The following is a 24,228-nucleotide window of genomic DNA, read 5'->3' as shown; positions in this document are numbered from 1 at the left end:
GAGAGTAAAACCATGCAATTATCATCAATTCAACAACGTGTTATTGGCTGTTTACTCGAAAAGCAAAGTACAACACCCGAACATTACCCGCTATCTTTAAACTCACTGACTAATGCATGTAATCAAAAATCTAACCGTGAACCTGTATTGTCTCTCACTGAAGCGCAAGTCCAAGATACCCTCGATGAGCTTATTGCATCACGCTTAGTAACGGTTGATGAAGGGCTATCTGGGCGTGTAAATAAATATGCTCACCGCTTCTGTAATACCGAATTTGGCAGTTTGCAATTTACTGAGCAACAACGCGCCATTATCTGTTTGTTACTGTTACGTGGCCCGCAAACACCAGGCGAGTTGAGAACACGCAGCAACCGCCTCGCTGAGTTTAGTAACGTCAATGAAGTCGAAGCCGCATTAAATGCACTTATAGAGCAAGAACATGTTGCGCGCTTAGCTCGAGAGCCCGGAAAGCGAGAGAGCCGCTACATGCACTTATTTGTTGACCCAGACAGCATTACTGAGGACATGGCTGCTAATGAGCCTGTTCAAGATAACAGTAGTGAAGTGCAACAATTACGAAGCGAAATCGAAGATCTTAAGCAACAAATTAACGCAATAAAAGCGCATTTAGGTCTTTAATAAAAACCGCGCCCGTAACATAATGTAAAAAACGCTGACAACCACAACGAAAAATAGGAGCTCTACCATGCGTGCCGACATTCTGGCGGAAATGAAAGTCCAACCAACTATTGATGTAAAAGCGGAAATCACCCGTCGTGTTAACTTTCTTAAAAGCCGACTTATTGCTGCGCACTCTCGCTCACTTGTATTAGGGATCAGTGGCGGTGTTGACTCATCAACCTGTGGCCGTTTATGCCAATTAGCGGTGGATGAATTAAACCAAGAGCACAACACTAACGAATATCAATTTATTGCTGTGCGCTTACCTTACGGCGTACAAGCAGATGAAGACGAAGCACAACTAGCCGTAGATTTTATTCAACCAAGTAAGCGTATGACGGTTAACATTAAAGCGGCTGTCGATGGCATGCATGAACAAGCAATGGCCGCGGTTGTTGGTGGTGGTGCTGAATTACCAGAGCAAGCTAAAATCGACTTTATCAAAGGTAATGTAAAAGCACGCCAACGCATGGTTGCGCAGTATGAAATTGCCGGTTTCAGCCAAGGCTTAGTTGTTGGTACCGATCACAGTGCTGAAAACATCACTGGCTTCTACACAAAATTTGGTGACGGAGCATGTGACCTGGCACCTTTATTTGGCTTATCAAAGCGTCAAGTTCGTGCGCTTGCTGAGCACTTGGGAGCGCCAGCTGTCCTTGTACATAAAGCCCCAACGGCCGACTTAGAGTGTGATCGCCCAGGTCTAACTGACGAAGAAGCGCTTGGCCTCACTTACGATCAAATTGATGATTTCTTAGAAGGTAAAGAAGTCAGCAATGAAGTCGAAGAAAAGCTAACAGCAATTTACTTACGTACTCAACATAAGCGCCAAGCGATCCCAACGGTATACGACGAGCTTTAAAAACGATTAAAACACTAAAAGGGCAATAATAATTGCCCTTTTTCCTTCCTCGTACAGACCCTTAGCAATATTCAAAACCTTCAATCACTCATTATCGGCCGCGCTAAATGATCTAGAGCGCTATGCTTGACGTAAAAGTTAGCAACATGATTGCAGTAAAGATGAAATAGTTCTGTAATTTGGTTTATAGTTGTTACAGTTAAATACATTACATTTCAAATCAAAAATCTAAGGTTTTATATTAGTTTATGTCATCGCCCATTTTAATTACTGGCGCAGGCCAACGTATTGGACTCGCTCTGGCCGAGCACTTTTTAGCGCAAGGGCAAGAAATCATAGTCACTTACCGTACCCGCCATGAAGCAATTGATGTGCTTGCAGGTAAAGGCGCTATTTGCATCCATGCTGATTTTAATAGTGACCAAGCTATCGGGCATTTTATCGAAGAATTAAAAACCCATACCAACCAGCTCAAGGCAATTATCCATAATGCGTCTAGCTGGGATTGCGAAGCAAATAACCACGATTACGCAGACCTATTCGATAACATGATGCGTATCCACGCCAAAGCGCCCTATTTAATTAATTTAGCAGCTTCTGATTTGCTACTGCATTATCAGCAAAACAGTGGCCAAGCCGCAGATATTATTCACTTAACCGATTATGTGGTTGAAAAAGGCAGCCCTAAGCACCTTGCTTATGCAGCAAGCAAAGCAGCGCTTGATAATTTAACCAAGTCGTTTGCCGCTAAATTTGCACCAGACATTAAAGTGAATGCTATCGCCCCTTCGTTAATTATCTTTAATGAACACGATAGCGACGAATACAAAGCCAAAACATTAAAGAAATCGCTAATGGGCATTGAGCCCGGCTGCGCCGAGATTATTAACAGCGTAGAACTATTACTAAGCAGTCACTACATCACAGGTCGTTCTATGCCTGTTGATGGTGGCAGACATTTAAAATAACGAATTACTGAGAAAGCTATGCACGATGATTTAAAAAATAGTTACCAACAAATAATTACCGCAGTAGGTGAAGATCCTGCTCGTGAAGGATTACTCGACACACCAAAACGCGCAGCAAAAGCGATGGAGTATCTGACTAAAGGCTATCGTCAAACATTAGATGAAATCACCAACAATGCGGTATTCACTTCAGATGCCGATGACATGGTATTGATCCAAGACATTGAGCTTTACTCTATGTGTGAGCACCACTTGCTGCCATTTGTTGGCCGCTGCCATATTGCTTATATTCCTGATGGCAAAGTGCTTGGTTTATCTAAGTTTGCGCGAATTGTTGACATGTATGCGCGTCGTTTTCAAATTCAAGAGCAATTAACCCATCAAATTGCTAAAGCGGTTGAAGAAGTGACAGGCGCGAAAGGTGTTGGTGTAATCGTTGAAGCAAAACATATGTGTATGATGATGCGCGGTGTTGAAAAGCAAAACTCAAGCATGCGTACATCGGTTATGTTAGGTAACTTCAGAGCCGATCCAAAAACCCGTAACGAGTTTTTACAACTAGTTAGAGGGTAATGATGGCCAATGCAATTATTAATGTCACTAACCTCAGGCTACGAACCTTTATAGGTTTTAACCCTGAGGAACGTGAGAAAAAACAAGATGTAGTGATTAATTTAGAAATTCATTACCCTGCTGATCAAGCTTGTGAAACTGACGCAGTCGATAAAGCGCTAAACTACAAGACCATTACTAAAGAAGTGATCAGCCTTGTCGAAGAAGGCCACTTTTTGCTGTTAGAAAAACTGGTTGCTGAGATTTTAGCAATTTGCCACCAGCATCAAAGCGTTCACTATGCCAAAGTACGCGTCGATAAACCTCATGCGCTGCGCTTTGCTGATTCAGTATCACTGACTCTTGATTGGCAAAAAAACTAAAATAGCTTTTCAAGCCCTACCGCAAAGGCAAGCACAGCTAAATAACGTGCGCCTTTGCCTAGGGTCACGAGTAACAAAAAGATTGAAAACTTAACCCTAAAAATTCCGCCAACAACCGTTAAAGGGTCACCGACAATAGGCAGCCAAGCAAATAGCAAACTGTAAATACCGTATTTATTAAATTGCTGTTCGGCTTTGTCTAGCGACTTTTGTGAAACGGGAAACCATTTACGCTCTTTAAATCGCATGACTTGCGTGCCCAGCCAATAATTCACACAACTCCCAAGCACATTGCCTACAGTTGCACTTAACCATAACAACCAAAGTAGATAGTCACCACTGGCTATCATAGCTGTCATTACTAATTCTGAAGAGCTAGGTAATAAGGTTGCGGAAATAAACGCGCTGAAAAATAACGATAAGTAGGCCATAAACATCACATAAAAAAGCTCAGCAAATGGCTGAGCTTTTAGTATATGGCAATTAGTTTACTTTATAAATTCTATCGCCATTGGATATTTAACTTCTTTACCATCGTTGGCTTTAATCGCCGATACTACCACCATAATCAATGAGAATAGCGCTACTAATGGCAGCAGGATGACTCCAACGACAACAAACATCAGCATAAAGCACACAATGTAAGCAATCATCATGGTTAATTGAAAGTTTAATGATTTGCGACCATGCTCAGCAACAAGTGGCATTTCTTCTTTTTTTACAAGCCAAACAATCAAAGGCCCAATCACCGAACCAAACGGGAAAAGCAAGCCTGCTAAGGCACTTAAGTGACAAAACATTGCCCATGTGCGCTGCTCTTTATCTGCCACAATTATTTCAACTTTCTGATTATCATCCATTTTAAATTCCTTGTTATGGGTCTGTTTGTTTCTCTACTATAAACCGTAATGACTTTTTACCCTAGTTAAATTGGTTAAATTTAAAACTCTCAACCAGCAAAAAAGGCTGTAATCAACGTTGTGATAAAAATGTGATAACTTCGTGAGGGTTTCTGGATATTGCTATTCGATACTGGTTTTGAATCATCAAAAACAGGAATCTCACATGAAAGCTTTACCTTTAACTTTATTCGCTGCATGCGCAGTAACTAGCCTTGCAAGCCAAGCTGCTGAGCTTGATATAAAACTAACTAACCTCACGCAAGGTTTACACTTTACCCCTATTCTCATTACGGCTCATAACAGTGATAGCAAACTTTTCAGCGTTGCTATGCCTGCTTCTACAGCCCTACAGACTATGGCTGAAGGTGGCAATCTCGAGCCATTAATGACTGAAGCCACAGCCGCAAACAGCGACATGGTTGCCAACCCAGCTGAAGGTTTATTAGCCCCAGCAAGCTCAACGATGGCGAGCTTATCCACCAAGGATGGCAATAGCTACTTATCTCTAACAGCCATGCTACTGCCTACCAATGATGGCTTTGTAGGTTTAGATAGTTGGATGATCCCAACCGAAGCTGGTACCTATACTGTTTATCTCAATGCGTATGATGCAGGCACCGAAGCCAATGATGAGCTTGTTGTTGAGGGTTCAGGTATGCCGGGCACGCTAGGCATTCCTGCCGCACCAGGTGGTAATGCGGGTATGAATGGCAGCGGCGTCACCAGTAACGAAACCAATATGATGGTGCATATTCATCCGGGTAATTTAGGTGACGACGATTTAGAAGCGGGTATGAGTGACCTTGATAACACCGTGCACAGATGGTTAAACCCAGTTGCGATGCTAACAGTTACGGTTAAATAGGAGGTTATTATGCGCTTTTCAAAAAGCTTAATTATCCTCGCATTAAGTGCCGGCCTTGCGGCTTGTGGGGATTCAGATAAATCATCAGACAACATGGATGAAGCGCTGGAAGAAATGACAATGGAAATGGGTGAGATGGCGACAAATCATCAATTTATGGTGGAGGTAGTCAATCTCACCGCTGCTCAACCTTTCTCCCCTGTTGCTGTGATTGCTCACACCGAAGGCATGCTTTGGAAAATTGGCGAGCCAGCATCTGAAGCACTTGAAATTATGGCTGAAGGCGGCGATAACAGCGAGCTACTCGCAGCAGAAATGACAATGCAAGCAGCTTCAGCAGAAAGCCCATTACCACCAGGTGAGCAAGTCACGTTGACCCTGACAACAGGTGAGCTTGATTCATTAAAAATTAGCTTAGCAACCATGTTGGTGAATACAAATGACGCGTTTACCGGTCTTAATGCTATAGACGTGTCTTCGTTAGCGGTTAATGAGTCACTGTCTCGTACTAGTTTTGCCTATGATGCAGGCACCGAAGCTAACACTGAAGCGCAAGGCACGATCCCAGGCCCTGCTGACTCAGGCGAAGGTTACAACGAAATGCGCGACGATATTAACCATGTTGCAATGCACCCAGGTGTGGTTAGTCAAGATGACGGCCTGACAAATTCTGTGCTCACCAGCCAGCATAAGTTTGATAACCCGGTTGTTCGAATCACGATAACGCGGACGCAATAATAATCGCACTCCTTACACCGAGGTCATAAGGATGTGCCTCTGTGATTTGGAGTGAGCCATGCGCCAAGAAAAATTATTAATCGTCGAAGATGATAGAGCAATCCGCCAACTTATCAGCACACAATTGCACTGCCTAAACTTACATATTGATGAAGCCTCGAGCGCTGAAGCTGCAATAAAGAAGCTTGCCAGCTCAAGTTACGGCTTAGTACTGCTTGATATTAATCTGCCACAAATGGATGGCTTGAGCTTATGCCGCAAAATTAAAGAGCACTACCCAAGTATTGCCGTTATTTTACTGACCGCACTCAGTAGCGATATGGACAGAGTGATTGGTTTGGAAATGGGCGCTGATGATTACATTTGCAAACCTTTCTTCGCCAGAGAATTACAAGCACGAATAAAAACGCAATTACGGCATAGGTCACAACTTATAGCAGCTCAATCACACCATGAAGATAGCGCTCAAGCGGCAATTCAACTTGGAGAACTACACATTGAATTTGCCAGCCACCAAGCATTTTTAGCTGACCAAGCAATTAACTTAACCGCCACCGAATTCGATTTACTGGTCTATTTTGCTAAACACCCAAACCATGTTTTTAGCCGCCAACAATTACTAGACCAAGTATGGGGCTATCAACACAGCGGCTACGAGCATACGGTTAATTCCCACATAAACCGTTTACGCAGTAAGTTTGAGCAACATCACCCAGCAAACTTTATCGAAACAGTTTGGGGGGTAGGCTATAAACTAAACCCCGGTCAATTGAGTGCAAACTAATGAAATCAATGACGCTATATCAAAAACTCGCTTGGTCATTGGTGCTTATTTTTAGCCTGTTGTGCGCACTCGTTTTAAATTGGAGTAAGCAATTAGAACAAAGCTCGGTACATCATGCTCAGCAAAACTTGCACCTCCAACTAGCCGAGCATTTAGTGCATGACAATCCACTGATCAAACAAGGTGTGTATGACTATGACGCACTTGAAAACTTATTTCACACGCTGATGATACTTGGTCCGGCATTTGAGTTTTATTTTGTAGACCCAGAAGGTCATTTACTGACTTATTCAGCTAAACCGGGGCAAGTCGTTAGGCAGCAAATAAACTTAAGCCCAATACAGCAGCTACTCGACAACCCCACTGCTACACCGATTTATGGTGACGATCCGCGTAGCAAGGATGGCGTAAAAATATTTTCGACCGCGCCAGTTTATAATCAGCAGCAACTGCAAGGCTATTTGTACGTGATTATTGGCGGGCAAGCTTACGATACAACCCTTAAAAACATTAAAGCCAATGATAACCTCTGGCTTGCCGCTATGTGGTTTATAACCGCCTTAGTTGCGCTCTTTATTGCGATGTTGCTGTTGTTTCGATTTTTCACTTTACCGTTAAAAAAACTCAATAAAGAACTTAATAAAATAGAAACGGCTAATTACAGCCTAACAAAAATGTCATTGGATTCTAGCTACACAGCTGATGATGAAATTGGCAATTTAAGCAAAGGCGTCAATGCCATGCTGGCGCGTATTGATGAGCAGTTTCAGTCATTACAACAAGCCGATAAACAACGCCGTGAGTTACTGACTCATTTATCACACGATTTACGTACGCCGCTCTCTTCACTGCACGGCTTTTTGGAGGTGATCAATAAACCGCATAGCCACTTAAACGAGCCCGAGCAACGTCATTATCTCAACCTTGCAATGGATAACTGCCAGCAACTAAAACAGCTGATTGAACAAATTTTTGAGCTGGCTAATTTAGAGTGCGGGCAAGTGAAAATACAATCTGAAACCTTTAATTTGGGCGAATTAATTTATGATTGTGTGGCGAAGCTTGCTCTAACAGCGCAATCAGCGGGAATTTCACTCAAGGTTATTCCCGAAATCTGCGATTTTACCGTGACAGCAGACATCGCAAAATTAGAGCGGGTGCTTACAAACTTAATCGAAAATGCCATTCGGCATACCCCAAATGGCGGTGAAATTGCTGTTAAGGTTAGCCAGCAAAGTGATCTGTTATACGTGGCAGTGTCTGATACCGGGGTTGGTATTCATGAGGATGAACTCAATGCGATTTTCGAACCTCACTATCAGGCTCGTAATAGTATTAAACGAGGCTCAACAGGCTTAGGACTCGCTATTTGCAAGCAACTGCTCACCCTAATGGATAGTGAAATAAACGTAAAAAGTACCTTAGGAAAAGGCAGTGAATTTCGCTTTAATTTAGCTATGCAGGCACCCGCTTAATCACGGATGCCTGTGTTGTTATTATTTTTCGATACCCGCTAAATCGAGCATAAAGGCGTAATATAAAGCGGTATCTTGCAAGCTTTTAAAGCGCCCAGAAGCACCGCCGTGCCCTGCTTCCATGTCGGTTTTGAACAGCAACAGGTTATCATCGGTTTTATATTCACGTAGCTTAGCAACCCATTTTGCAGGCTCAAAATACTGAACTTGAGAGTCGTGTAAGCCGGTGGTGACTAACATATTTGGGTAAGCCTGCTTCTTAACTTGGTCATACGGCGAATATGACAGCATGTAATCGTAATAGACTTTATCATTCGGGTTGCCCCACTCGTCATACTCATTCGTTGTCAGTGGTAAGCTAGCATCTAACATGGTCGTGACTACATCAACAAAAGGCACTGCTGCAATCACCCCTTTATAAAGTTCAGGCGCTTGATTCACAACAGCCCCCATTAGTAAGCCACCTGCACTGCCACCCATGGCAAAAATATTATCCTTATCACCATACTTTTGAGCTGCTAATGATTTAGTCACATCAACAAAGTCATTAAAGCTGTTTTGTTTTTTCAGCAACTTGCCGTCTTCGTACCAAGGACGACCCAGCATTTGTGAGCCACGGATATGCGCAATCGCAAACACAAAACCACGATCAAGTAAGCTTAATCGAGAGCTAGAAAAGCTCGGATCCATGGTCGCACCATACGAACCATAACCATATTGCATAAGCGGATTCGAGCCGTCTTTTTTGAACTTGTCTTTACGATAAACAAGGCTCACAGGAACATCGACACCATCTCGGGTGGTCACGTAAACTCGCTCAGAGGCATAATTGTCAGGATTAAAATCACCTAACACTTTACGCTGTTTAAGCAGGGTTTTTTCGCCACTTTCTAGGTTGATATCGTAGCTGCTGCCTGGCGTCGTCATACTTGAATAGTAAACACGTAAGTTAGGGTTATCTAACTCACCATTACCATAACTAAAGACCATATAAGTTGGGTCATTAAACGCAACGACTTGCTCTTGTTGGTTACGAAGGTCACGAATAGTGATACGGGTTTGCCCCATTTCTCGCTCTTCGTATACCAAATGATTGTTAAATAACTCGATGCCTTCAAGCTTCACGTTATCACGACCAGCAATTAGCGTTTGCCAATTTGCTTTATCATGAGCCTTATCGCGGTGCACTTTCATAAGTTGAAAGTTAACTGCATTTAAATTAGTAACGATGTAATACCAATCGCCTAACTTTTTGATGTCATATTCAAGCCCTGCTTCGCGTTCAATAAAACGTTTTGGCATTGCTTTGACATCATTAGCATCAATAACCGAGACGCCAGATGCACTGGTGCTACCATGACTAATATAGATCTCTTGTTGGTCTTTACTCTTGTAAATACCGGTGTAATAACTAGTGTTTTTCTCTTCGTAAACGAGTTCATCGTCAGCTTGCGGGGTGCCTAGCGTATGGCGATATACTTGGTAGCCTAACAGCGTTTGTAGGTCTTTTTTGATGTAGTAAAAGGTTTTGTTGTCATTCGCCCACACGACATCACCTTCTGTGCCTTCAAGGCTCTCTGTGAGCATTTTACCTGTGGTTAAATCTTTTACTTTAATTGTGTAAATACGGCGACTCACAGTGTCTTCGCCATAAGCCAGCAAATTGCCATTTGGGCTCACAGCTAAACCAGTTACGGCAAAATAGTCATGATTTTTAGCAAGCTCATTCACATTTAAGATAACCTGCTTACCTCCTCCTTGGCTATCTTTGCTGCGCACATAAACCGGGTATTCGTCATCACCGCGCGTTTGTGAGAAATAGTAATATTCCCCTTTTTTTGTCGGTACGGTATCGTCATCCTTCTCAATACGCCCTTTAAGTTCTTCGAACAAGGTGTTTTGTAGTGTTTGTGTATGCGCTAACTTGCTTTCAACATACGCATTTTCAGCATTCAAATGGGCAATAACAGCGGCATCTTTGCGCTTATCATCACGCATCCAATAGTAGTTATCGATACGAGTGTCTCCATGAATGGTCATTTCATGGGGTATTTTTTTGGCGACGGGTGCTGCAACCTGAACTTGCTCTGTAATAACGGCTTTTTCTTTATTATCTGGGACTTTATTACACGCTGATAGAACAGCTAAAGAGAGTGCCGCAAGGCAAAGTGAATGGCCAACTTTCATGGGATTCCTGTATTCGTTTTATTATTCTGTCTCCAATATAAGTAAAAAAACTGCAATATATAAGTAGACTTTGTGAAGCAATGTAAAAAGGGAGCCGAAGCTCCCTTTTATTAGTTATTTATCAAGTAATTACTTTTGCTTACGACGACGCATAAATGCGAACGGTGCAGCAAGTAATGTTAGCCACGCTAGTGAACCTGAAGAAGATTTTTTCTTCTCTGGTTCTTCAACTACAACTGGTTGCTCAGACGCTTCATCAGCTAGGTTGTTAACTGTAACAGTTACCATAGCAGACTCTGAAACATTACCTGATCTGTCAGTTGCAACAACTTCTAGTTCAATTGATGTTAAACCAGCGTCATAATCAAGTACGTCTTGATTCATAACTACAACATCACCTGAAGATGTTACTGAAATAGCTGTTGAACTTGAGCTAATTACAATGAACTCTGTAACAGGGCTTGCTAAATCAGCACCATAAGTTGCTTCTAGCGTACCAATTACCGTACCGTTTTCAGTGTTTTCATCAACAGAGAACTCAGTATCAACAACAACTGGTGGAGTATTCGAGTCTGATTCAGGTGTTGCAGCATACGCTTTAGAACCCGAGTCTGAAAGAATCATGAAGTCTTCACCTGCATTGTATAAAGTAGCTGAAGCACCTGGTTCAATTGAGCTAACAGCTTCACCAGCTTCATCTACAAACATTGCATATACATCACTTGATGCATCTGTGAATGTGTAAGTACCCATTGCAACATCACCTTCTTCAGTTGCAATTGGTGTCCATGTTTCTTCTTCTGTACGGAAACGAACATCTACAGTTGCTCGACCAATATCATCGGCTGTTAGGCCAAATGCTTCAATACAGCTTTGCATTGTGAGGTGGTTGTTACCGATAATTTGGTAATAATTATCTAAGAAACCAGAAGCACTACCATAGCCGTGAGTAAAGGTAATTGCAGTGCCCGGCTCAACATCGTAGAACCACTCTAACTTACCATTTTGTACTGTAACATCGTAAACACCATCTTGGTCCATATCGAAGTCAGCCATGAAACCACCCACGTAAGAGTGAGTAATACCTTCATTTAGAACAAGCGTCGTTAATGTCACAAAACCGCTTTCACAGATTTCAGTCGATACGGCAAACGTTTCGATTGACGCACCCACTAAGTCAAAGCGTTGGTCTTCATCAACATCATCAGTCATTACTGTTGGCGCGAACACTGGCTCAAGTGCTACAGCACCTGTATTTGTTACTTCATGTGCAACGCCGTTATCAGTCACAACTGGCATGAAGCTCATTGCCGCATTTGCTTTTGGTAATACGTGATAAACAAGGTGGAATGCTTCATCGCTGCCATCAGAGAAGATTAGCGCACCATCAAGCTCTAAGTTAGTTAAATCAGCCGTAGCATCTTGAGAACCAATATTTTCCTCAGTTAAAGTCCACTCAGGTAGAGTTGCAGGATCAATTGTTGCTGTCACGTCAAATGACATTGTTTGACCTGCTGGCACTGTAATTGACTCTGGGTAGTCAAGTGAGAATGAACCACGCTCAACATCGTCTGCATAACGTTGTTCAAGAGAAAGTGTGTACACTTGGTCTTCGTTAGAGAAGTTCTTAACTTGAACTGTTTTAGTAAGCTCAACTGTTTCTGATGCGTTTACTAAACCAAACGAAAGCGCAGCTTGTTTTGTATCTGCAGCCCAAGCAGCAACCGGTAAGTTAGCCGCTTTGTTTACATCAACAAGACCTGCACCGATATAACTAATTGGTGCAAGCTCAGCGTCTGGGTTAATCGCTAACGGCTCCATAGTTACATTTAGGTTTGCCGTGTTCATTAATGTCGCTTTAATTTCAAACGCGTTACGCTCTGGCAGCGCTTCTTTTAATAAGCTCACCGCACCAGCAGTAATTGGGCCCGAGAATGAAGTACCTGTTGCGCCAGTAAGACCATCACCAAGACCAGGATGAGCAGTCATGATGTTTACACCTGGTGCTGTAATCTCTGGTTTTAACAGCCCGCCCATTGAAGGACCACGCGATGTGAAGTCTGCAATCGCGCCAGACATAACAAGACGCTCAACTGTTAGGTTAAATGTACCGCCCGCTTTTAGAGCTGTACCAGCTGCAAACGTTACGCCTACAGAAGGGATAGTAACAAGTGGCTCAGAACCACCCATTGGTGCTGGCGTACCATCATCTGTGTTGTTTGCGATAATAACAAATACTGCGCCTTTTTCTTGTGCGTAATATACTTTCGCACTGAAGTTACACGCACCACGGTCAAGAATTACGCCTTTGCCAGTGAAATCCACATCATCAGCAAACGCTTCACATGCTGTTTGGTTTGCATCAGGGTAAACTAGCTCAAGGTTGTCACTGGTGTAACTGAATGCGGTTTGTGGACCGAAGCTGGCTGGTTGCACAATCGCTTCTTCACCATTAACTGTACCACTACCAACTGATTCTTCACCTGTAGGGTGAGTCATTGCACCTACTGAAAGAGCGTTTTCAGTTGTACTTGGACCACCAACGATGAACGGGTATGCACCGTCATTACCAGCAGAGATAACAACGTTTGTGCCAAGCTTAACTGCTTGGTTGATGAATAAGCCTACAGCATCGTTGGCAATATCTCCGTAATCACCACCTAGTGACATATTTACAACGTCAACACGGTCGCTCATATCACCGTCACCATTCGGATCCATCGCACTTTCAAGAGCTAAAAGTTGCGCAAGACCTGGACAGCCACTATTACACACAGAGTAAACGAATAAATCTACGTTTGGCGCAATACCGTTCACAGAGTGAGAAACGTGTGTACCGTGGTTAGTTGTCACATCGATAGGGTCAGCATCATCATTAATAAAGTCGTAGCCGCCTAACACCTTACCTTGTGGCCAATCTACTGACGCAGGGTCTGCAATCGCTGCAGCATATGCTTCATCAGTACCCGCACCACCAAAAGCGGTATGAGTGTAGTCAATACCTGTATCAAGCACAGCAACGCGAACACCTTCACCTGTTGCTAAACCATTAGATACTAAAGGAGTTGCTTCAATATAGTCAGCGCTGTCAGCAACATGCAATTCATAATCGTATACTGGGTAAATGCCCTCAACTTGAGAGTTCGATAGTAACTTAGCAACATCTTGCTTATTACCATTGACTACGATTGAGCTTACTAATGTTGATGTTTTAGCGACAACTTGTACAGGCAAGTCCATACTGTTGATTGCTTGCTCTACGCTTGCTTGCGCTACTTTTGCTTGCGCTTGAATTGACGCTACATCCGCGCCCATTGTTTTTGCATTAACTGATGCTGGAGCATTTAGCTTAATTAACCAGCTTGTAGCTTCGCGATGAGCTTTTTGTTCTTTTTTAGTTACCGCGCTCGATTGGATTAATTTTTTGCCGGCAAGATTATATTTAGAAAAGTCATTGGCTTGTGCACTAGCGCACATTGCACTGGTTACAGCCAAAGCAACTGCAGTTCTTTTTATTAGATTTTTAGACATGGGTTCCCCTGGGATATGTTATGTTATCGTCTAAATAGTGATTGAAACAAAGTTTCAGAACCAATATAAAACGGAAACCCTAGCAAGAACAACATTTCTGTTACATAAGAATTACATCCAGCTAAAACAAAGAACGCTGAGTTTAAGTAACGTATTGTTTTAAAATGATTTAAAGATGCAAGCTAGAGTTGTAAACATTTGTAAATGAACATTATGTTGAGTTTTATTAAATAGAGTATTGAAAATGAATTCAGAAGTTATCAACATTCTTACCATGGCAAAAGTAATTCAAACCGCTGTTGCACCCGTCTTTTTAATTACCGGTATTGCTGCAACATTAGGCGTGCTTTCCAATCGTTTGGCACGTATCACCGATAGAGCTCGGCAATTAGAACGTAAACTTAAAGTCAGTATTGATGAAGACTTCAATAAGTCATTAACAACGGAGCTAAGGGCGCTGTTGAAACGCTCACGCTGCATTCATATCGCATTTAGTTTAAGTGTACTCAGTGCCTTATTAGTATGTGCTGTGGTTATGTGTCTATTTTTATCGCATATCCAATCGATCAACTTAAGCGTGACAATTGCTAGCTGCTTTGTGGCCGCTATGGCGCTGTTGATATGTGGGTTTTTATCTTTACTATGCGAGGTTTTCTTAGCAACGAGAAGTATGCGCCGTGGTATGATCTTCGCCGATATAGATATAAATGATTAAATTAAACTTAAGTTAAGATTAACCGCAATACACTTGAATATTATATTGAGCTAAGATACAACTCAGTTAGTTTACTTTTATGACATCTTAAGGGGCAAAAGGAATGAAATTAAAACAATTAGTAGTAGGCGCAATGCTATCTACAATGGCACTAGGCGCATCAGCAAATTCTGTATTTGAAGAGCCAAGCGATGCAATCGAGTATCGTCAGGCAGCATTTTCAATGATCCGCGTACAAATTGGTGACATGGGCGATATGCTAAAAGGAAAAGTACCTTTTGATGCAGAACGTTTTCAAAAGCGTGCAAACAATGCAGCGGCATTATCAAAAATGCCTTGGGAAGCTTTTGTAGCGGGTTCTGATAAAGGTGATACATCTGCACTTGCAGCTGTTTGGAGCGACAACGAAACCTTTATGAAAAAAGCAGTTGCTTTCCAACAATATGCAGATGAGCTAGCAGTTGCAGCACAAAGCGGCGATAAAAAAGTAATTGGCAAAGCATTTGGCGCATGGGCTAAAGGCTGTAAAGATTGCCATAAATCTTTCAAAGACTAGTTAAAAATTTGAACTAAAAAGGCGCTTATTAGCGCCTTTTTTAATGTCTTATACCAATTCGCTTAATTAAGTGGTCTATTTTGAGGTAATAGAACCTCGTTGATAGCAAGGCAAAAATTTCGTTATTTAGTTTGTTCTAAATCAGAAATTTTTAACGCAGGTAGCGACAGGTTTTATCCCTCAAAATGATTAAGTATTATTGCGGATTGGTATTAGATTACCTAGCCAAGCAAATAGCTGAGGGGCTCTGCACCCCAAGTCGTAAATAGCACCACTAAGCACACTGCAAAAATAACAAAAGCTACCAACGGTGATTTAGTAACAGGCTCAGTAACCGCAACTTGCTCGCTACTACCCGTTAGCATAGGTTTCACTAAGTTTTTTCCTTTAATGCGGTAAATCACAATCGCCAATACATGCAACACAATGGCATACAACAAAATGTCAAAGTTTAAGTGATGTAACCAACCGGCAAACTCTACGGTATCTGAGGATACATGCTCGACTAGTGGACCATCCGTTAATATATCGTCACTAGTCATTAAGCCAGAGGTTAGCTGTACAATAAGTAACGCAAAAAAGGTTATCACCATATAACTCCCCGCCGCGCCGTGACCCGCCTTATGTTCATTGCTTGTAAACGATTTAATTGCGGCGATTGGTGAATGAATCAGTGCAGACAGCTTTGCCGTTTTACTACCAATAAGGCCCCAAACAAGGCGTGTAATAATAAGCGCTAGAGTGAAGTAGCCTGCAGCAAAATGCAGCTCCAACATACCTTCTTCAGCACTAAAATAGAGGGTTGCGATGGCCGCAACTAATAACCAATGGAAGCTTCTTATAAAGCCATCCCATACTTTAACTTTTGACATTGTAACTTTCCCTTTAAAAGACGCTAATGATTTCAGCAACAGGCTCGGCTATACATTATTGCAAACTTCAGTTATTTTGACACACCTCTATTTCAGCTGTTTTGATCTGAGCCATAACAACAAACATGAGCGATAAGATGCATAAATCAACAATAAGAGCCTTGCTAAAAGGATTTTTCGACATGCTCCCGTTATGCCTTGCGGTGTTACCTTGGGGAATTTTATGTGGCTCGTTAGCAGTTCAAAATGGCTTCAGTGCTTTAGAAACACAAGCTATGTCGTTGTTGGTATTTGCAGGCTCAGCACAGCTCGTTGCGATTGAATTAATGGCAGGCAATACGCCGCTTTTAACTATTTTATTTACCACACTCATTATTAGCTCACGGCACTTTTTATATGGTCTAGCTATTCGCCACAAAGTCATAGATCAACCCTTTCGTTGGCGACTACCAGTGAGTTTTGTACTGACGGATGAATTATTTGCTTTTTCGCACCATCGCAAAGCCTACCGCACAAAAGTTCGCCTTATTTACGCACTCAGTGCCGGCTTTAGTTTTTATATTGCCTGGAATATCTGGACCTTACTAGGTATTGTCGCAGGAAGCCTCCTTCCCGATTTAACACACCTTGGCCTTGATTTTGCCATCGCTGCCACGTTTATTGCTTTAGTTATTCCGGGTGTAAAGAACCTTGCGACACTGGCTACAGTGATCACCGCAGGCGTTGTAGCAACACTATTAAAAAGTCAGGGCTTTCAACTTTGGCTTGTCACCGCGGCTCTTATCGCTATGACAGTGGGCTACCTAATTAGTCGCTTGCAAGCAAAAGAGGAGCATACACAATGATGACCACCATTTTATTAATGGCGTGTATCACCTTCTTCACACGTTACTTATTTTTGCACCGCGCATTACCGTTTAAAGTCGGCCCGAAAATGCAGCAATTTTTAAGTTTTAGCGCCCCAGCCGTACTCACCGCAATTTGGGTGCCCATTGTGTTTATTAATGACGAAGGGATAAATCTAGACTGGCAAAACCCTTATCTAAGTGCTGCTATTGTGTCTGTTATCGTGGCTTATAAAACACATAACATATACTACACAACACTGGCAGGAATGGGATTATTTATAATTTTAAGTTAGCTGCGATACTTAACGCCAAGTAAGAAAAACCGCTGATTAAAATTTACCCTTTTAGAAAAACTCCAAGCAAGTTAGAATCAATGCAACAATAATAAAAAGTTATCATTATGAGCGAATTTCACCAACTTTCTGCCACCAGCCTACAAGGCCAAACCGTTGACTTTTCTGATTTTGAAAACAAGGTCGTACTTGTTGTAAATACAGCAAGTAAATGCGGTTTCACTCCACAATATGAAGGCTTACAAGCACTGCATGAAAAGTATCATGAGCAAGGCTTAGTAATAATTGGCTTTCCATGTAACCAGTTTGGTAAACAAGAGCCTGGGGATGCGAAGGAAATTAAAGAAGGCTGCCTAATTAACTATGGCGTTAGCTTTTTAATGATGAGCAAAGTCGATGTGAATGGCGAACATGCTCACCCTGTTTTTAGATACCTAAAATCAGAGTTACCGGGATTTATCACCCGCAAAATAAAATGGAACTTCACCAAATTTTTAATTGGTAAAGATGGCAAGGCAATTAAGCGCTATGCGCCACTGACAAAACCTGAACAGCTAGAGTCAGACATCGCAGCAGCACTGGGCAAATAACAAGGTCTAAAAGCAATAAAGAGGCAAATTGCCTCTTTATCTAAATTTATGCTTAGTCGTTCAAGTACTCGTCAAAGTCGTCATCGCCTAAGTTTCTGCGCAAGCGTTTTTGTTCAAGATAGTCTTCCAACTTCTTCTTAACGCGTTGCTTTTTCTTGTCGTGTTGATTACGCCCGACCATTTCGTACTCGTCTTCAACAAAATCGTCATCTAGCGCGTCATAACTAAATGTCTTACCCACAACCCACTCCATAAAGTGTTTGAGACCAATTCTTGAGATTAAAATTTGCTCGATGAATTGGCAAAGATTAAAAAGCTCAGTAGTAATTTAGTATCTAAAAAACCACCAAAATAAAGCCATACACCCATGCTAAATAGGTCATATGTCAATATTGTGAATAAATAGCGCTAAATTTGATTTCTGAAAAGTGAGAGTTTTTTATCGTTTCGATAAAAGTCATTTATGCATGTGTATTTTTTAGTTAATTTGACTAAAAAATGGTTAAAAAGTTATTCCCCGCAATTTTTGAAAAAGCCTCAAAACACAGCAAGATTTTGAATTAATTGAATTTATAAATTTTGGCATTCAATTTGATTATGTATTTGTGTCATTTCAAACAGGAAAGAAAAAAATGAAAAAGTTATTGTTAGTAAGTTCTTTATTTATCGCTACCGGCGCAATGGCTCATAACGATAATGATACAAATATTTCATTCAGCGGTGAGCAGTGTGATGTTGAATTTATAAATGATGTACGCATTACACCAAGCGAGTTAGAAGTATACACAGCCGATAATCGCACTATGAAAATCATCGATCAACACACTTTATATATCGATGGTCAAAGCGTGTCGCTTGATGCTTCACAACAGCAAGCAATTGCAGATTACTCAGACAGCTTACGCAGCCAACTTCCTGAAGTAGCAAATATCGCACTTGATGGTGTAAAAATAGCTGGTGTAGCCATCGAAGAAGTATCAAATGCTTTCAATATTGATGGCCTAAGCGACATTTCAGAATTAATGGACGATATCAGCGTAGAAGTACAAAACGCTTTCTATCAGCAAGGTGCGTTCACCATGGGTCAGCAAAATTTCGAAAAATTTGGCCAAAACTTTGAAGACCAATTCGATGAGCAAATCGAATCGGCTGTCGAGTCAGCCATGATGCAATCGATGGGTAGTATTTTAGTGGCGCTAGGCTCTGAACTTTTAGGTTCAGGTGGCGACATGGATGAGTTTGAGCAACGTATGGAAAACATGGGCGCACAAATCGAAGCTCGTGTAGAAACACAGGCAGCTCAACTTGAAGAGCGTGCAGATGCATTATGCGGCAGCTTTGCTGACATCGCTCATAAAGAGCAAGAGCTAGTGGTTCTAGTACCAGAGCTAAAAGAGTATCAACTATTTACTTTCAAACAGAATGCAGAGTAATTGACTAATTAACATCCCTGAACCAAAACACTTGGTCCTTTCGCGCAGAGCTTGCTCTGCGCTTTTTTATTTTTTGGCCAGCACAGTCAGCTGCGATAACGTTTTAATCGCCTGCTCTAAGTTTTCAGACCAAGGCAAGCCATAACTTAAACGAAAACAGCTACGGTATTTTTTACCCGCTGAGAATATCAACCCTGGAGTAATACTGATCCCCGCCTCAAGTGCCAAATGGAATAACTTTACCGCATCATATTGGCTACCAAGGTCAACCCAGATAACACAGCCCCCTTGCGGGTTACTTATACGCGCACAACTTGGCATATATTGCTGCAGGCACCAAATCATACGCTCTTTGTTGGTACTTAAGCGCTGTCTAAGCAAACGAATGTTACGGTCGTACTCACCGCTAGCTATAAACTCATACAAGGTCCACTGGTTTATAAGTGGCGCGGAGCAACTAAGCGCGCGTTTGTGTCGTCTTGCTTGTTCAGCAAACTTACCGGCAATGATCCAACCTATGCGATAACTGGGAGCAGCTGTTTTTGAAAACGACGCGCAGGTGATCACTAAGCCCTTTTTTGAATAAGCTTGTGCAGGAGTGGCACGCTTAGCTGTAAAATGTAAGTCGCCATAAACATCATCCTCAATAAGCGCCACATCACGCTGCTCTAAAAGTGCCACTAATTGCTCACGCTTGGCATCAGGCATAAAACTGCCAACAGGGTTATTTAATGAGGTTGAAAACACACAGGCTTTTATATCATGTTCATCGAGTGCTTGAGCCAAGTCATCTAGCCATATTCCTTCATCAGGACACAGCGGTATTTCCAGTGCCTTTAAACCTAAGCTTTCAATTAATTCGATAATGCCAAAATAACAAGGCGACTCGATAGCAATAACATCACCGGGTTTAGCGACACACTTAAGGGCAATCGCCAACGCTTCTTGAGCACCATTGGTGATCACTAATTCATCGCTATCAACCCCAATGCCAAAATCCAGATAGCGATGAATGAGTTGTTTTTTAAGTGGTGCAAAGCCATCCATCGGCCCGTAATTAATTGCCGATGCGCCCGCTAATGTCATTACTCGGCGCATTGTTCGTGCCAGTGCTTTATCTGTAGGTGCAGCGGCTACAGGGTTGGCGATACCAAATGGCACCACATTAGCTTTATGGATAGCGCTGTAGACTTGCTCAATCAAGCCTTGCTTATTGACTGTGGTCGGCTCTCGACTGAGCCTAACTCGCTTTGGTCGTGACTGATTTAACTGTGAAGACTTTAAAAAGTACCCTGACTTTTCTCTTGCTTCAATCAATCCTTGCCCTTCAAGTAATTGATACGCTTGTTTTACAGTAGGAATACTGATGTTGAGCTTGTCTGCCATTTTTCTGAGCGAAGGTAACTTTTCACCCGGTAATAACGAGCCTTGCAAGCAAAGATCTCTAACTAGCTGAATAACTTGTTGATATAAGAACTCACTGTTACTACGACTGATAACTTGTGACATAGCCCACCAAACTGTATAGGTTGCATTTCTAGTTTTCTGTATATGTTAAGTATACAGAAGAGGATTAAAATGAACATACTTTCAATTTTTGGGTACTAACTATGAAAAGCGCCGCTCTCTACCTTGCTACAGTACTGATCTGGGGATCGACTTGGCTAGCTATTGAGTTTCAACTAGGTGATGTCGCTGTTGAGGTCTCTTTATTTTACCGCTTTGCCATTGCAGCTATTTTAATGTGGGCCTTTGTGCTCATGAAAAAGCTACCTATGCATTATTCACTGCGTGATCACGGATTTTTTGCTTTATTAGCCTTATTTAACTTTGGTTTAAATTATTTAGTGCTGTATTGGGCGCAGAACTATCTCACCTCAGCAATGGCCTCAATTGCGTTTTCGATGTTGCTATTGATGAACATTATTAACACCCGCTTGTTCTTCGCAAAGCCAATTGCGAAACGAATTTACTTTGGCGCTCTACTCGGCGTAATGGGTATTGCCAGCTTGTTTTGGCCACAAATTCAGCAATTCGACTTGAGTAATGGTGCGTTGGTCGGGTTACTACTTGCGCTATCTGGAACCTTTGTGGCTTCATTGGGGAATATGGTCAGTGTTCGAAATTCACAACGTAACATTGGCGTACTTCAAGGCAATGCCTGGGGTATGTTATACAGCGCTTTAGGTCTAGCAGCTTATGTTTTAGTAAGTGATGTTGAGCTTACATTGAACGCCCCGAGTAGCTATTGGGTGTCGCTTTTCTACTTAGCAGTGTTTGGCACCGTAATCGCATTTGCTTGTTACTTCGCGCTACTTAAAAACATCGGCCCTGAGCGCGCAAGCTATGTAATCGTATTATTCCCACTGGTTGCAGTGGTGTTAAGTACTTTATTTGAAGGATTTGAATGGCAAGCGAATACCTTTATGGGATTTAGCTTGGTGTTATTCGGTAATGCTATCGTGCTGACTCCTACTCGACAAATTAAAGCATTTTTTGCTGCACGTAACCTACAGCAAAAAAGCTCCGTCCCCAGTTAGAAGTGACTATGTCGCCTCTAACACCAAGCGCCGGCAAGTTTGTCGGCGCTTTTTTATGGCATATGAAAACGAAGTGCTTGTTTGTGAATCTTAACTTTAGCCGGAGTAAAACCAACAAGCTCACCATCGGCTTCTATAGCCAACCCTTTCGTGGTGACCTCTGCAGTTGTTAACTGGGTATATTCTAGCGCTTGCAAACCATGATGCTTTACGAGCAGTAAATACAAAAAGCTGATCAGGTTTTTCAACAAACCGCCAGCTGGCATGCAGTAGCAATCAAGTTGACCATCATTTAACTTTGCCTGAGGGGCAATCTTTAAGCCACCACCAAAGTAATGATGATTAGCAAAAATCGTCGCTAAATTACTGTAGCTGAGTGCTTTACCATTAAACTCACCCTGAAGTGACTGTGCCTTAAATGAAAATAGCTGCTTGATGCCCTGCCAAGTGTAGCCAAACGAGCTAAAACTTCCGGCTTTATTTAGTTGAGTCACGACTTCAGCGTCAAAACCTATTCCCGCCACATTAATAAAATAGCGCTGATTGATTTGTCCAACATCGATTAACTCTGTACGGCTATTAAAAACAGCGTCATACCAAGCCTGTTGTTTACACGCAAAGCCACGAGCAAAATCATTTCCTGTGCCTGCCGGAATTAACGCGATAGAACAGCGACTCATCATTAATGCATTAACGGCTAAATGCAGCGTCCCATCACCACCAATCACCACAACTTGAGTTTGGTTTTTAGCCAAAAGCGCTATATCAGCGCAATCATTCTCAAACTTGCCTGTGGTTAAATACAATTTAGGCTCAATCTGTCTTTTTTTACATTCTTTTAGTAGCCAATCAACACTGTTTTTATGATTTTTTTTGTCACTTGGCTTTATTATTATCAACATCAACGGTTACTTCTTTTCTTGCATGGCAAAAACACCACACTCGTTCAAATTATATTAATCTGAATAAATAGTCACTTTCTCACTCTAAAAACGCATAAATAAAAATAATAAAAACTAAAAACCTTTATTTACCTACACTTCAGCGTTAAAGAAACTGCATAACCATGCAATACATCACTTGGACAAAAACTTAACCCCATGTTAATAAAAGGATTTTGGATTAGAAAAAGTTATCCGACAGACTCAATTTTTATCGTTTTATTTTTGTCCAGTTTGATTGCAAAATACTCACGTTTTCAACCAAACACAACCCGGAGCAAAGTAATGAACCCAATTAATACATTAAACCAAAACGCTGCAACTCATGTTGCCGTAAAACCAACAAACCGCAAAGCAAAAATGTTGGCAAAACTAAATCGCTATGGCAAAAAGTTAGCTCTTGGCGGCGCAGTACAACACAAGTAATCCCCAACCATGGTTACTTTATCGGTGCAGTAAACACCCAACCACTAACGAAGATCCTTCTTTAGCTCCTCCGTTTACTGCTCCAACCCTTTCTTTTAAGTTAAAAACAGCAATTAATTAAACCTTTTTACAAAAAACTCCCTCTTTACGCTCAAAAAACAAGCAAACAAACTTTTTCCTATTTACACAGCCGATTCAGCTAAGTATTATTCTCGCATCACGATGTGGAGAGATGGCAGAGTGGTCGAATGCACCGGTCTTGAAAACCGGCAGGGGTTTGTAGCCCCTCTAGGGTTCAAATCCCTATCTCTCCACCACTTATTTTTATTTGTTGATTAATTTCAGCAAATTACAATCAGAATTATGCGCTGGAGAGGTGGCCGAGTGGCCGAAGGCGCTCCCCTGCTAAGGGAGTATAGGGTTTGTAGCTCTATCGAGGGTTCGAATCCCTCCTTCTCCACCATTTTATTATTAAAAACCGCTTTTAAGCGGTTTTTTTATGCCCGAAAACTTGCACACTTCATTATATTTCATGCATGCTAAGTATCTATTTGCTACACAAAGTGATGCTATGTTTCGTTTTGCATTTTTTACTCTTGCCCTATTTGCCAGCGCCTACAGTCAAGCCACTATTTATAAGTGCATGATTGACGGGGTTGCCACTTTTACAGAGCAGCCTTGTGGAAAAGATGCAGTAATCGTGAAAATTGCACCGCCACCAGCAAGTAGCCAAACACCAGCTACAGAGCAACCGCAAAAACCACAAAAGCCTGCCGACTTAAGTGTTGAAGATTATTTAAAAATTCAAAAAGCCGATCGTGAAATAGACCGCCTTCAACTAGAAATTAAAGAACTACAAAAACAACAAAGTGAGCGCATCGATAAACTCAATAATATGACGCAAGATGCCGCAAATAGGTTAGGCGCAGCCTCTATTGATGATGCTATCAGCAAACAAAGTGAGCGTATTAACGCTTACTATAAAAGCCAAATCAGCATCCTCGAAAAACAAGTAGCACAGCTAGAAGAAAACAAAAAGCAGCTCAAAGAGCGAGGCACGCAATCCAATTAGCTTAACTTACCAAA

At 41.8% G+C, this 24,228-nt stretch carries 26 protein-coding genes and 2 tRNA genes; 20 read left to right on the top strand and 8 right to left on the bottom strand.

Annotated elements, in window-relative coordinates; genetic code table 11:
* Window positions 1-12 precede the first annotated feature (12 nt).
* The 5 genes from HUS61_RS16185 (at window position 13) to folX (ending at window position 3,446) form a co-directional block, all read left to right on the top strand.
* Window positions 13-639, top strand: coding sequence for a YceH family protein (locus HUS61_RS16185; RefSeq protein ID WP_175083147.1), 627 nt, complete (start codon window positions 13-15; stop codon window positions 637-639).
* A gap of 67 nt (window positions 640-706) precedes the next feature.
* On the top strand, window positions 707-1,543 hold the full coding sequence (gene nadE, locus HUS61_RS16180) for an ammonia-dependent NAD(+) synthetase (protein ID WP_054563697.1): 837 nt from the start codon (window positions 707-709) through the stop codon (window positions 1,541-1,543).
* Between the two features lie 248 nt (window positions 1,544-1,791).
* Window positions 1,792-2,511 (top strand): dihydromonapterin reductase, encoded by a 720-nt coding sequence (gene folM / locus HUS61_RS16175; protein WP_062566254.1) that lies wholly within the window; start codon window positions 1,792-1,794, stop codon window positions 2,509-2,511.
* Window positions 2,512-2,529: 18 nt separating this feature from the next.
* Window positions 2,530-3,084, top strand: coding sequence for a GTP cyclohydrolase I FolE (gene folE, locus HUS61_RS16170; protein ID WP_058585381.1), 555 nt, complete (start codon window positions 2,530-2,532; stop codon window positions 3,082-3,084).
* Between the two features lie 2 nt (window positions 3,085-3,086).
* A complete protein-coding gene (folX, locus tag HUS61_RS16165; protein WP_175083175.1) occupies window positions 3,087-3,446 on the top strand; it encodes a dihydroneopterin triphosphate 2'-epimerase in 360 nt (119 codons plus the stop codon).
* On the opposite strand, the gene HUS61_RS16160 is transcribed toward folX, so the two are convergent.
* Together HUS61_RS16160 and HUS61_RS16155 are read right to left on the bottom strand one after the other, a co-directional pair.
* Window positions 3,443-3,877, bottom strand: coding sequence for a YqaA family protein (locus tag HUS61_RS16160; RefSeq protein WP_175083146.1), 435 nt, complete (start codon window positions 3,875-3,877; stop codon window positions 3,443-3,445). The two genes, folX and HUS61_RS16160, sit on opposite strands and share 4 nt — an antisense overlap.
* A 57-nt stretch (window positions 3,878-3,934) precedes the next feature.
* Window positions 3,935-4,306, bottom strand: coding sequence for a DUF4870 domain-containing protein (locus HUS61_RS16155; RefSeq protein WP_054563699.1), 372 nt, complete (start codon window positions 4,304-4,306; stop codon window positions 3,935-3,937).
* Window positions 4,307-4,511: 205 nt separating this feature from the next.
* Between HUS61_RS16155 and HUS61_RS16150 the strand changes: the two genes are divergently transcribed.
* Genes HUS61_RS16150 through HUS61_RS16135 form a run of 4 tightly spaced genes read left to right on the top strand, consistent with a single transcriptional unit; the run spans window position 4,512 to window position 8,210 of the window.
* A complete protein-coding gene (locus tag HUS61_RS16150) occupies window positions 4,512-5,213 on the top strand; it encodes a spondin domain-containing protein (protein WP_175083145.1) in 702 nt (233 codons plus the stop codon).
* Between the two features lie 9 nt (window positions 5,214-5,222).
* Window positions 5,223-5,951 (top strand): spondin domain-containing protein, encoded by a 729-nt coding sequence (locus tag HUS61_RS16145; RefSeq protein ID WP_175083144.1) that lies wholly within the window; start codon window positions 5,223-5,225, stop codon window positions 5,949-5,951.
* A gap of 58 nt (window positions 5,952-6,009) precedes the next feature.
* A complete protein-coding gene (locus HUS61_RS16140) occupies window positions 6,010-6,735 on the top strand; it encodes a response regulator transcription factor (protein ID WP_175083143.1) in 726 nt (241 codons plus the stop codon).
* Window positions 6,735-8,210, top strand: a complete 1,476-nt coding sequence (locus HUS61_RS16135; RefSeq protein WP_175083142.1) for a HAMP domain-containing sensor histidine kinase — start codon at window positions 6,735-6,737, stop codon at window positions 8,208-8,210. Before HUS61_RS16140 ends, HUS61_RS16135 begins: the two co-directional genes overlap by 1 nt.
* A 21-nt stretch (window positions 8,211-8,231) precedes the next feature.
* Here the strand turns inward: HUS61_RS16135 and HUS61_RS16130 are convergent, their stop codons facing one another.
* Together HUS61_RS16130 and HUS61_RS16125 are read right to left on the bottom strand one after the other, a co-directional pair.
* On the bottom strand, window positions 8,232-10,397 hold the full coding sequence (locus HUS61_RS16130) for a S9 family peptidase (RefSeq protein ID WP_175083141.1): 2,166 nt from the start codon (window positions 10,395-10,397) through the stop codon (window positions 8,232-8,234).
* 129 nt (window positions 10,398-10,526) lie between these two features.
* Window positions 10,527-13,928 carry a S8 family serine peptidase gene (locus tag HUS61_RS16125; RefSeq protein ID WP_175083140.1) on the bottom strand — a complete coding sequence of 1,134 codons (3,402 nt, stop codon included), beginning with the start codon at window positions 13,926-13,928 and terminating at the stop codon, window positions 10,527-10,529.
* Between the two features lie 244 nt (window positions 13,929-14,172).
* Here HUS61_RS16125 and HUS61_RS16120 point away from each other — a divergent pair, with 244 nt between their 5' ends.
* The gene (locus tag HUS61_RS16120) at window positions 14,173-14,643 is read left to right on the top strand and encodes a DUF2721 domain-containing protein (protein WP_175083139.1); all 471 of its coding nucleotides are present in this window, start codon (window positions 14,173-14,175) and stop codon (window positions 14,641-14,643) included.
* A 103-nt stretch (window positions 14,644-14,746) separates the two neighbouring features.
* Entirely contained in the window at window positions 14,747-15,199 is a 453-nt protein-coding gene (locus HUS61_RS16115) for a cytochrome c (protein WP_054554627.1), read from the top strand.
* Between the two features lie 221 nt (window positions 15,200-15,420).
* On the opposite strand, the gene HUS61_RS16110 is transcribed toward HUS61_RS16115, so the two are convergent.
* Window positions 15,421-16,071 (bottom strand): cytochrome b/b6 domain-containing protein, encoded by a 651-nt coding sequence (locus HUS61_RS16110; RefSeq protein WP_175083138.1) that lies wholly within the window; start codon window positions 16,069-16,071, stop codon window positions 15,421-15,423.
* A gap of 137 nt (window positions 16,072-16,208) precedes the next feature.
* Between HUS61_RS16110 and HUS61_RS16105 the strand changes: the two genes are divergently transcribed.
* From HUS61_RS16105 to HUS61_RS16095, 3 genes are all read left to right on the top strand, one after another.
* Window positions 16,209-16,916, top strand: coding sequence for an AzlC family ABC transporter permease (locus HUS61_RS16105; RefSeq protein WP_282658943.1), 708 nt, complete (start codon window positions 16,209-16,211; stop codon window positions 16,914-16,916).
* Window positions 16,913-17,212, top strand: coding sequence for an AzlD domain-containing protein (locus HUS61_RS16100; RefSeq protein ID WP_063700605.1), 300 nt, complete (start codon window positions 16,913-16,915; stop codon window positions 17,210-17,212). Before HUS61_RS16105 ends, HUS61_RS16100 begins: the two co-directional genes overlap by 4 nt.
* Window positions 17,213-17,319: 107 nt before the next feature.
* Complete coding sequence (locus HUS61_RS16095; RefSeq protein WP_054563709.1) at window positions 17,320-17,802, top strand: glutathione peroxidase; 483 nt, start codon at window positions 17,320-17,322, stop codon at window positions 17,800-17,802.
* A gap of 52 nt (window positions 17,803-17,854) precedes the next feature.
* Here HUS61_RS16095 and HUS61_RS16090 read toward each other — a convergent pair whose 3' ends face one another.
* Window positions 17,855-18,043: a PA3496 family putative envelope integrity protein gene (locus HUS61_RS16090; RefSeq protein ID WP_082389337.1), complete on the bottom strand. Its 189-nt coding sequence runs from the start codon at window positions 18,041-18,043 to the stop codon at window positions 17,855-17,857.
* 391 nt (window positions 18,044-18,434) lie between these two features.
* On the opposite strand from HUS61_RS16090, the gene HUS61_RS16085 reads away from it, so the two are divergent.
* Window positions 18,435-19,235 carry a YggN family protein gene (locus HUS61_RS16085; protein WP_054563710.1) on the top strand — a complete coding sequence of 267 codons (801 nt, stop codon included), beginning with the start codon at window positions 18,435-18,437 and terminating at the stop codon, window positions 19,233-19,235.
* Window positions 19,236-19,301: 66 nt separating this feature from the next.
* Here HUS61_RS16085 and HUS61_RS16080 read toward each other — a convergent pair whose 3' ends face one another.
* Window positions 19,302-20,744: a PLP-dependent aminotransferase family protein gene (locus HUS61_RS16080; protein ID WP_175083136.1), complete on the bottom strand. Its 1,443-nt coding sequence runs from the start codon at window positions 20,742-20,744 to the stop codon at window positions 19,302-19,304.
* A gap of 101 nt (window positions 20,745-20,845) precedes the next feature.
* Between HUS61_RS16080 and HUS61_RS16075 the strand changes: the two genes are divergently transcribed.
* Complete coding sequence (locus HUS61_RS16075; protein ID WP_054563712.1) at window positions 20,846-21,775, top strand: DMT family transporter; 930 nt, start codon at window positions 20,846-20,848, stop codon at window positions 21,773-21,775.
* Window positions 21,776-21,828: 53 nt separating this feature from the next.
* Here HUS61_RS16075 and HUS61_RS16070 read toward each other — a convergent pair whose 3' ends face one another.
* A complete protein-coding gene (locus HUS61_RS16070; RefSeq protein WP_175083135.1) occupies window positions 21,829-22,677 on the bottom strand; it encodes a diacylglycerol kinase family protein in 849 nt (282 codons plus the stop codon).
* A 324-nt stretch (window positions 22,678-23,001) separates the two neighbouring features.
* Between HUS61_RS16070 and HUS61_RS16065 the strand changes: the two genes are divergently transcribed.
* The 4 genes from HUS61_RS16065 (at window position 23,002) to HUS61_RS16050 (ending at window position 24,214) form a co-directional block, all read left to right on the top strand.
* Window positions 23,002-23,142: a hypothetical protein gene (locus HUS61_RS16065; RefSeq protein ID WP_166341396.1), complete on the top strand. Its 141-nt coding sequence runs from the start codon at window positions 23,002-23,004 to the stop codon at window positions 23,140-23,142.
* Window positions 23,143-23,368: 226 nt separating this feature from the next.
* A tRNA-Ser gene (locus HUS61_RS16060) sits at window positions 23,369-23,459 on the top strand.
* A gap of 53 nt (window positions 23,460-23,512) precedes the next feature.
* A tRNA-Ser gene (locus HUS61_RS16055) sits at window positions 23,513-23,605 on the top strand.
* A gap of 108 nt (window positions 23,606-23,713) precedes the next feature.
* The gene (locus tag HUS61_RS16050) at window positions 23,714-24,214 is read left to right on the top strand and encodes a DUF4124 domain-containing protein (RefSeq protein WP_175083134.1); all 501 of its coding nucleotides are present in this window, start codon (window positions 23,714-23,716) and stop codon (window positions 24,212-24,214) included.
* Window positions 24,215-24,228: the final 14 nt, after the last annotated feature.

The organism is Pseudoalteromonas sp. 0802 (assembly GCF_013350085.1).
Classification (GTDB): domain Bacteria; phylum Pseudomonadota; class Gammaproteobacteria; order Enterobacterales; family Alteromonadaceae; genus Pseudoalteromonas.
This window is presented reverse-complemented; position numbering and strand designations above follow the sequence as displayed.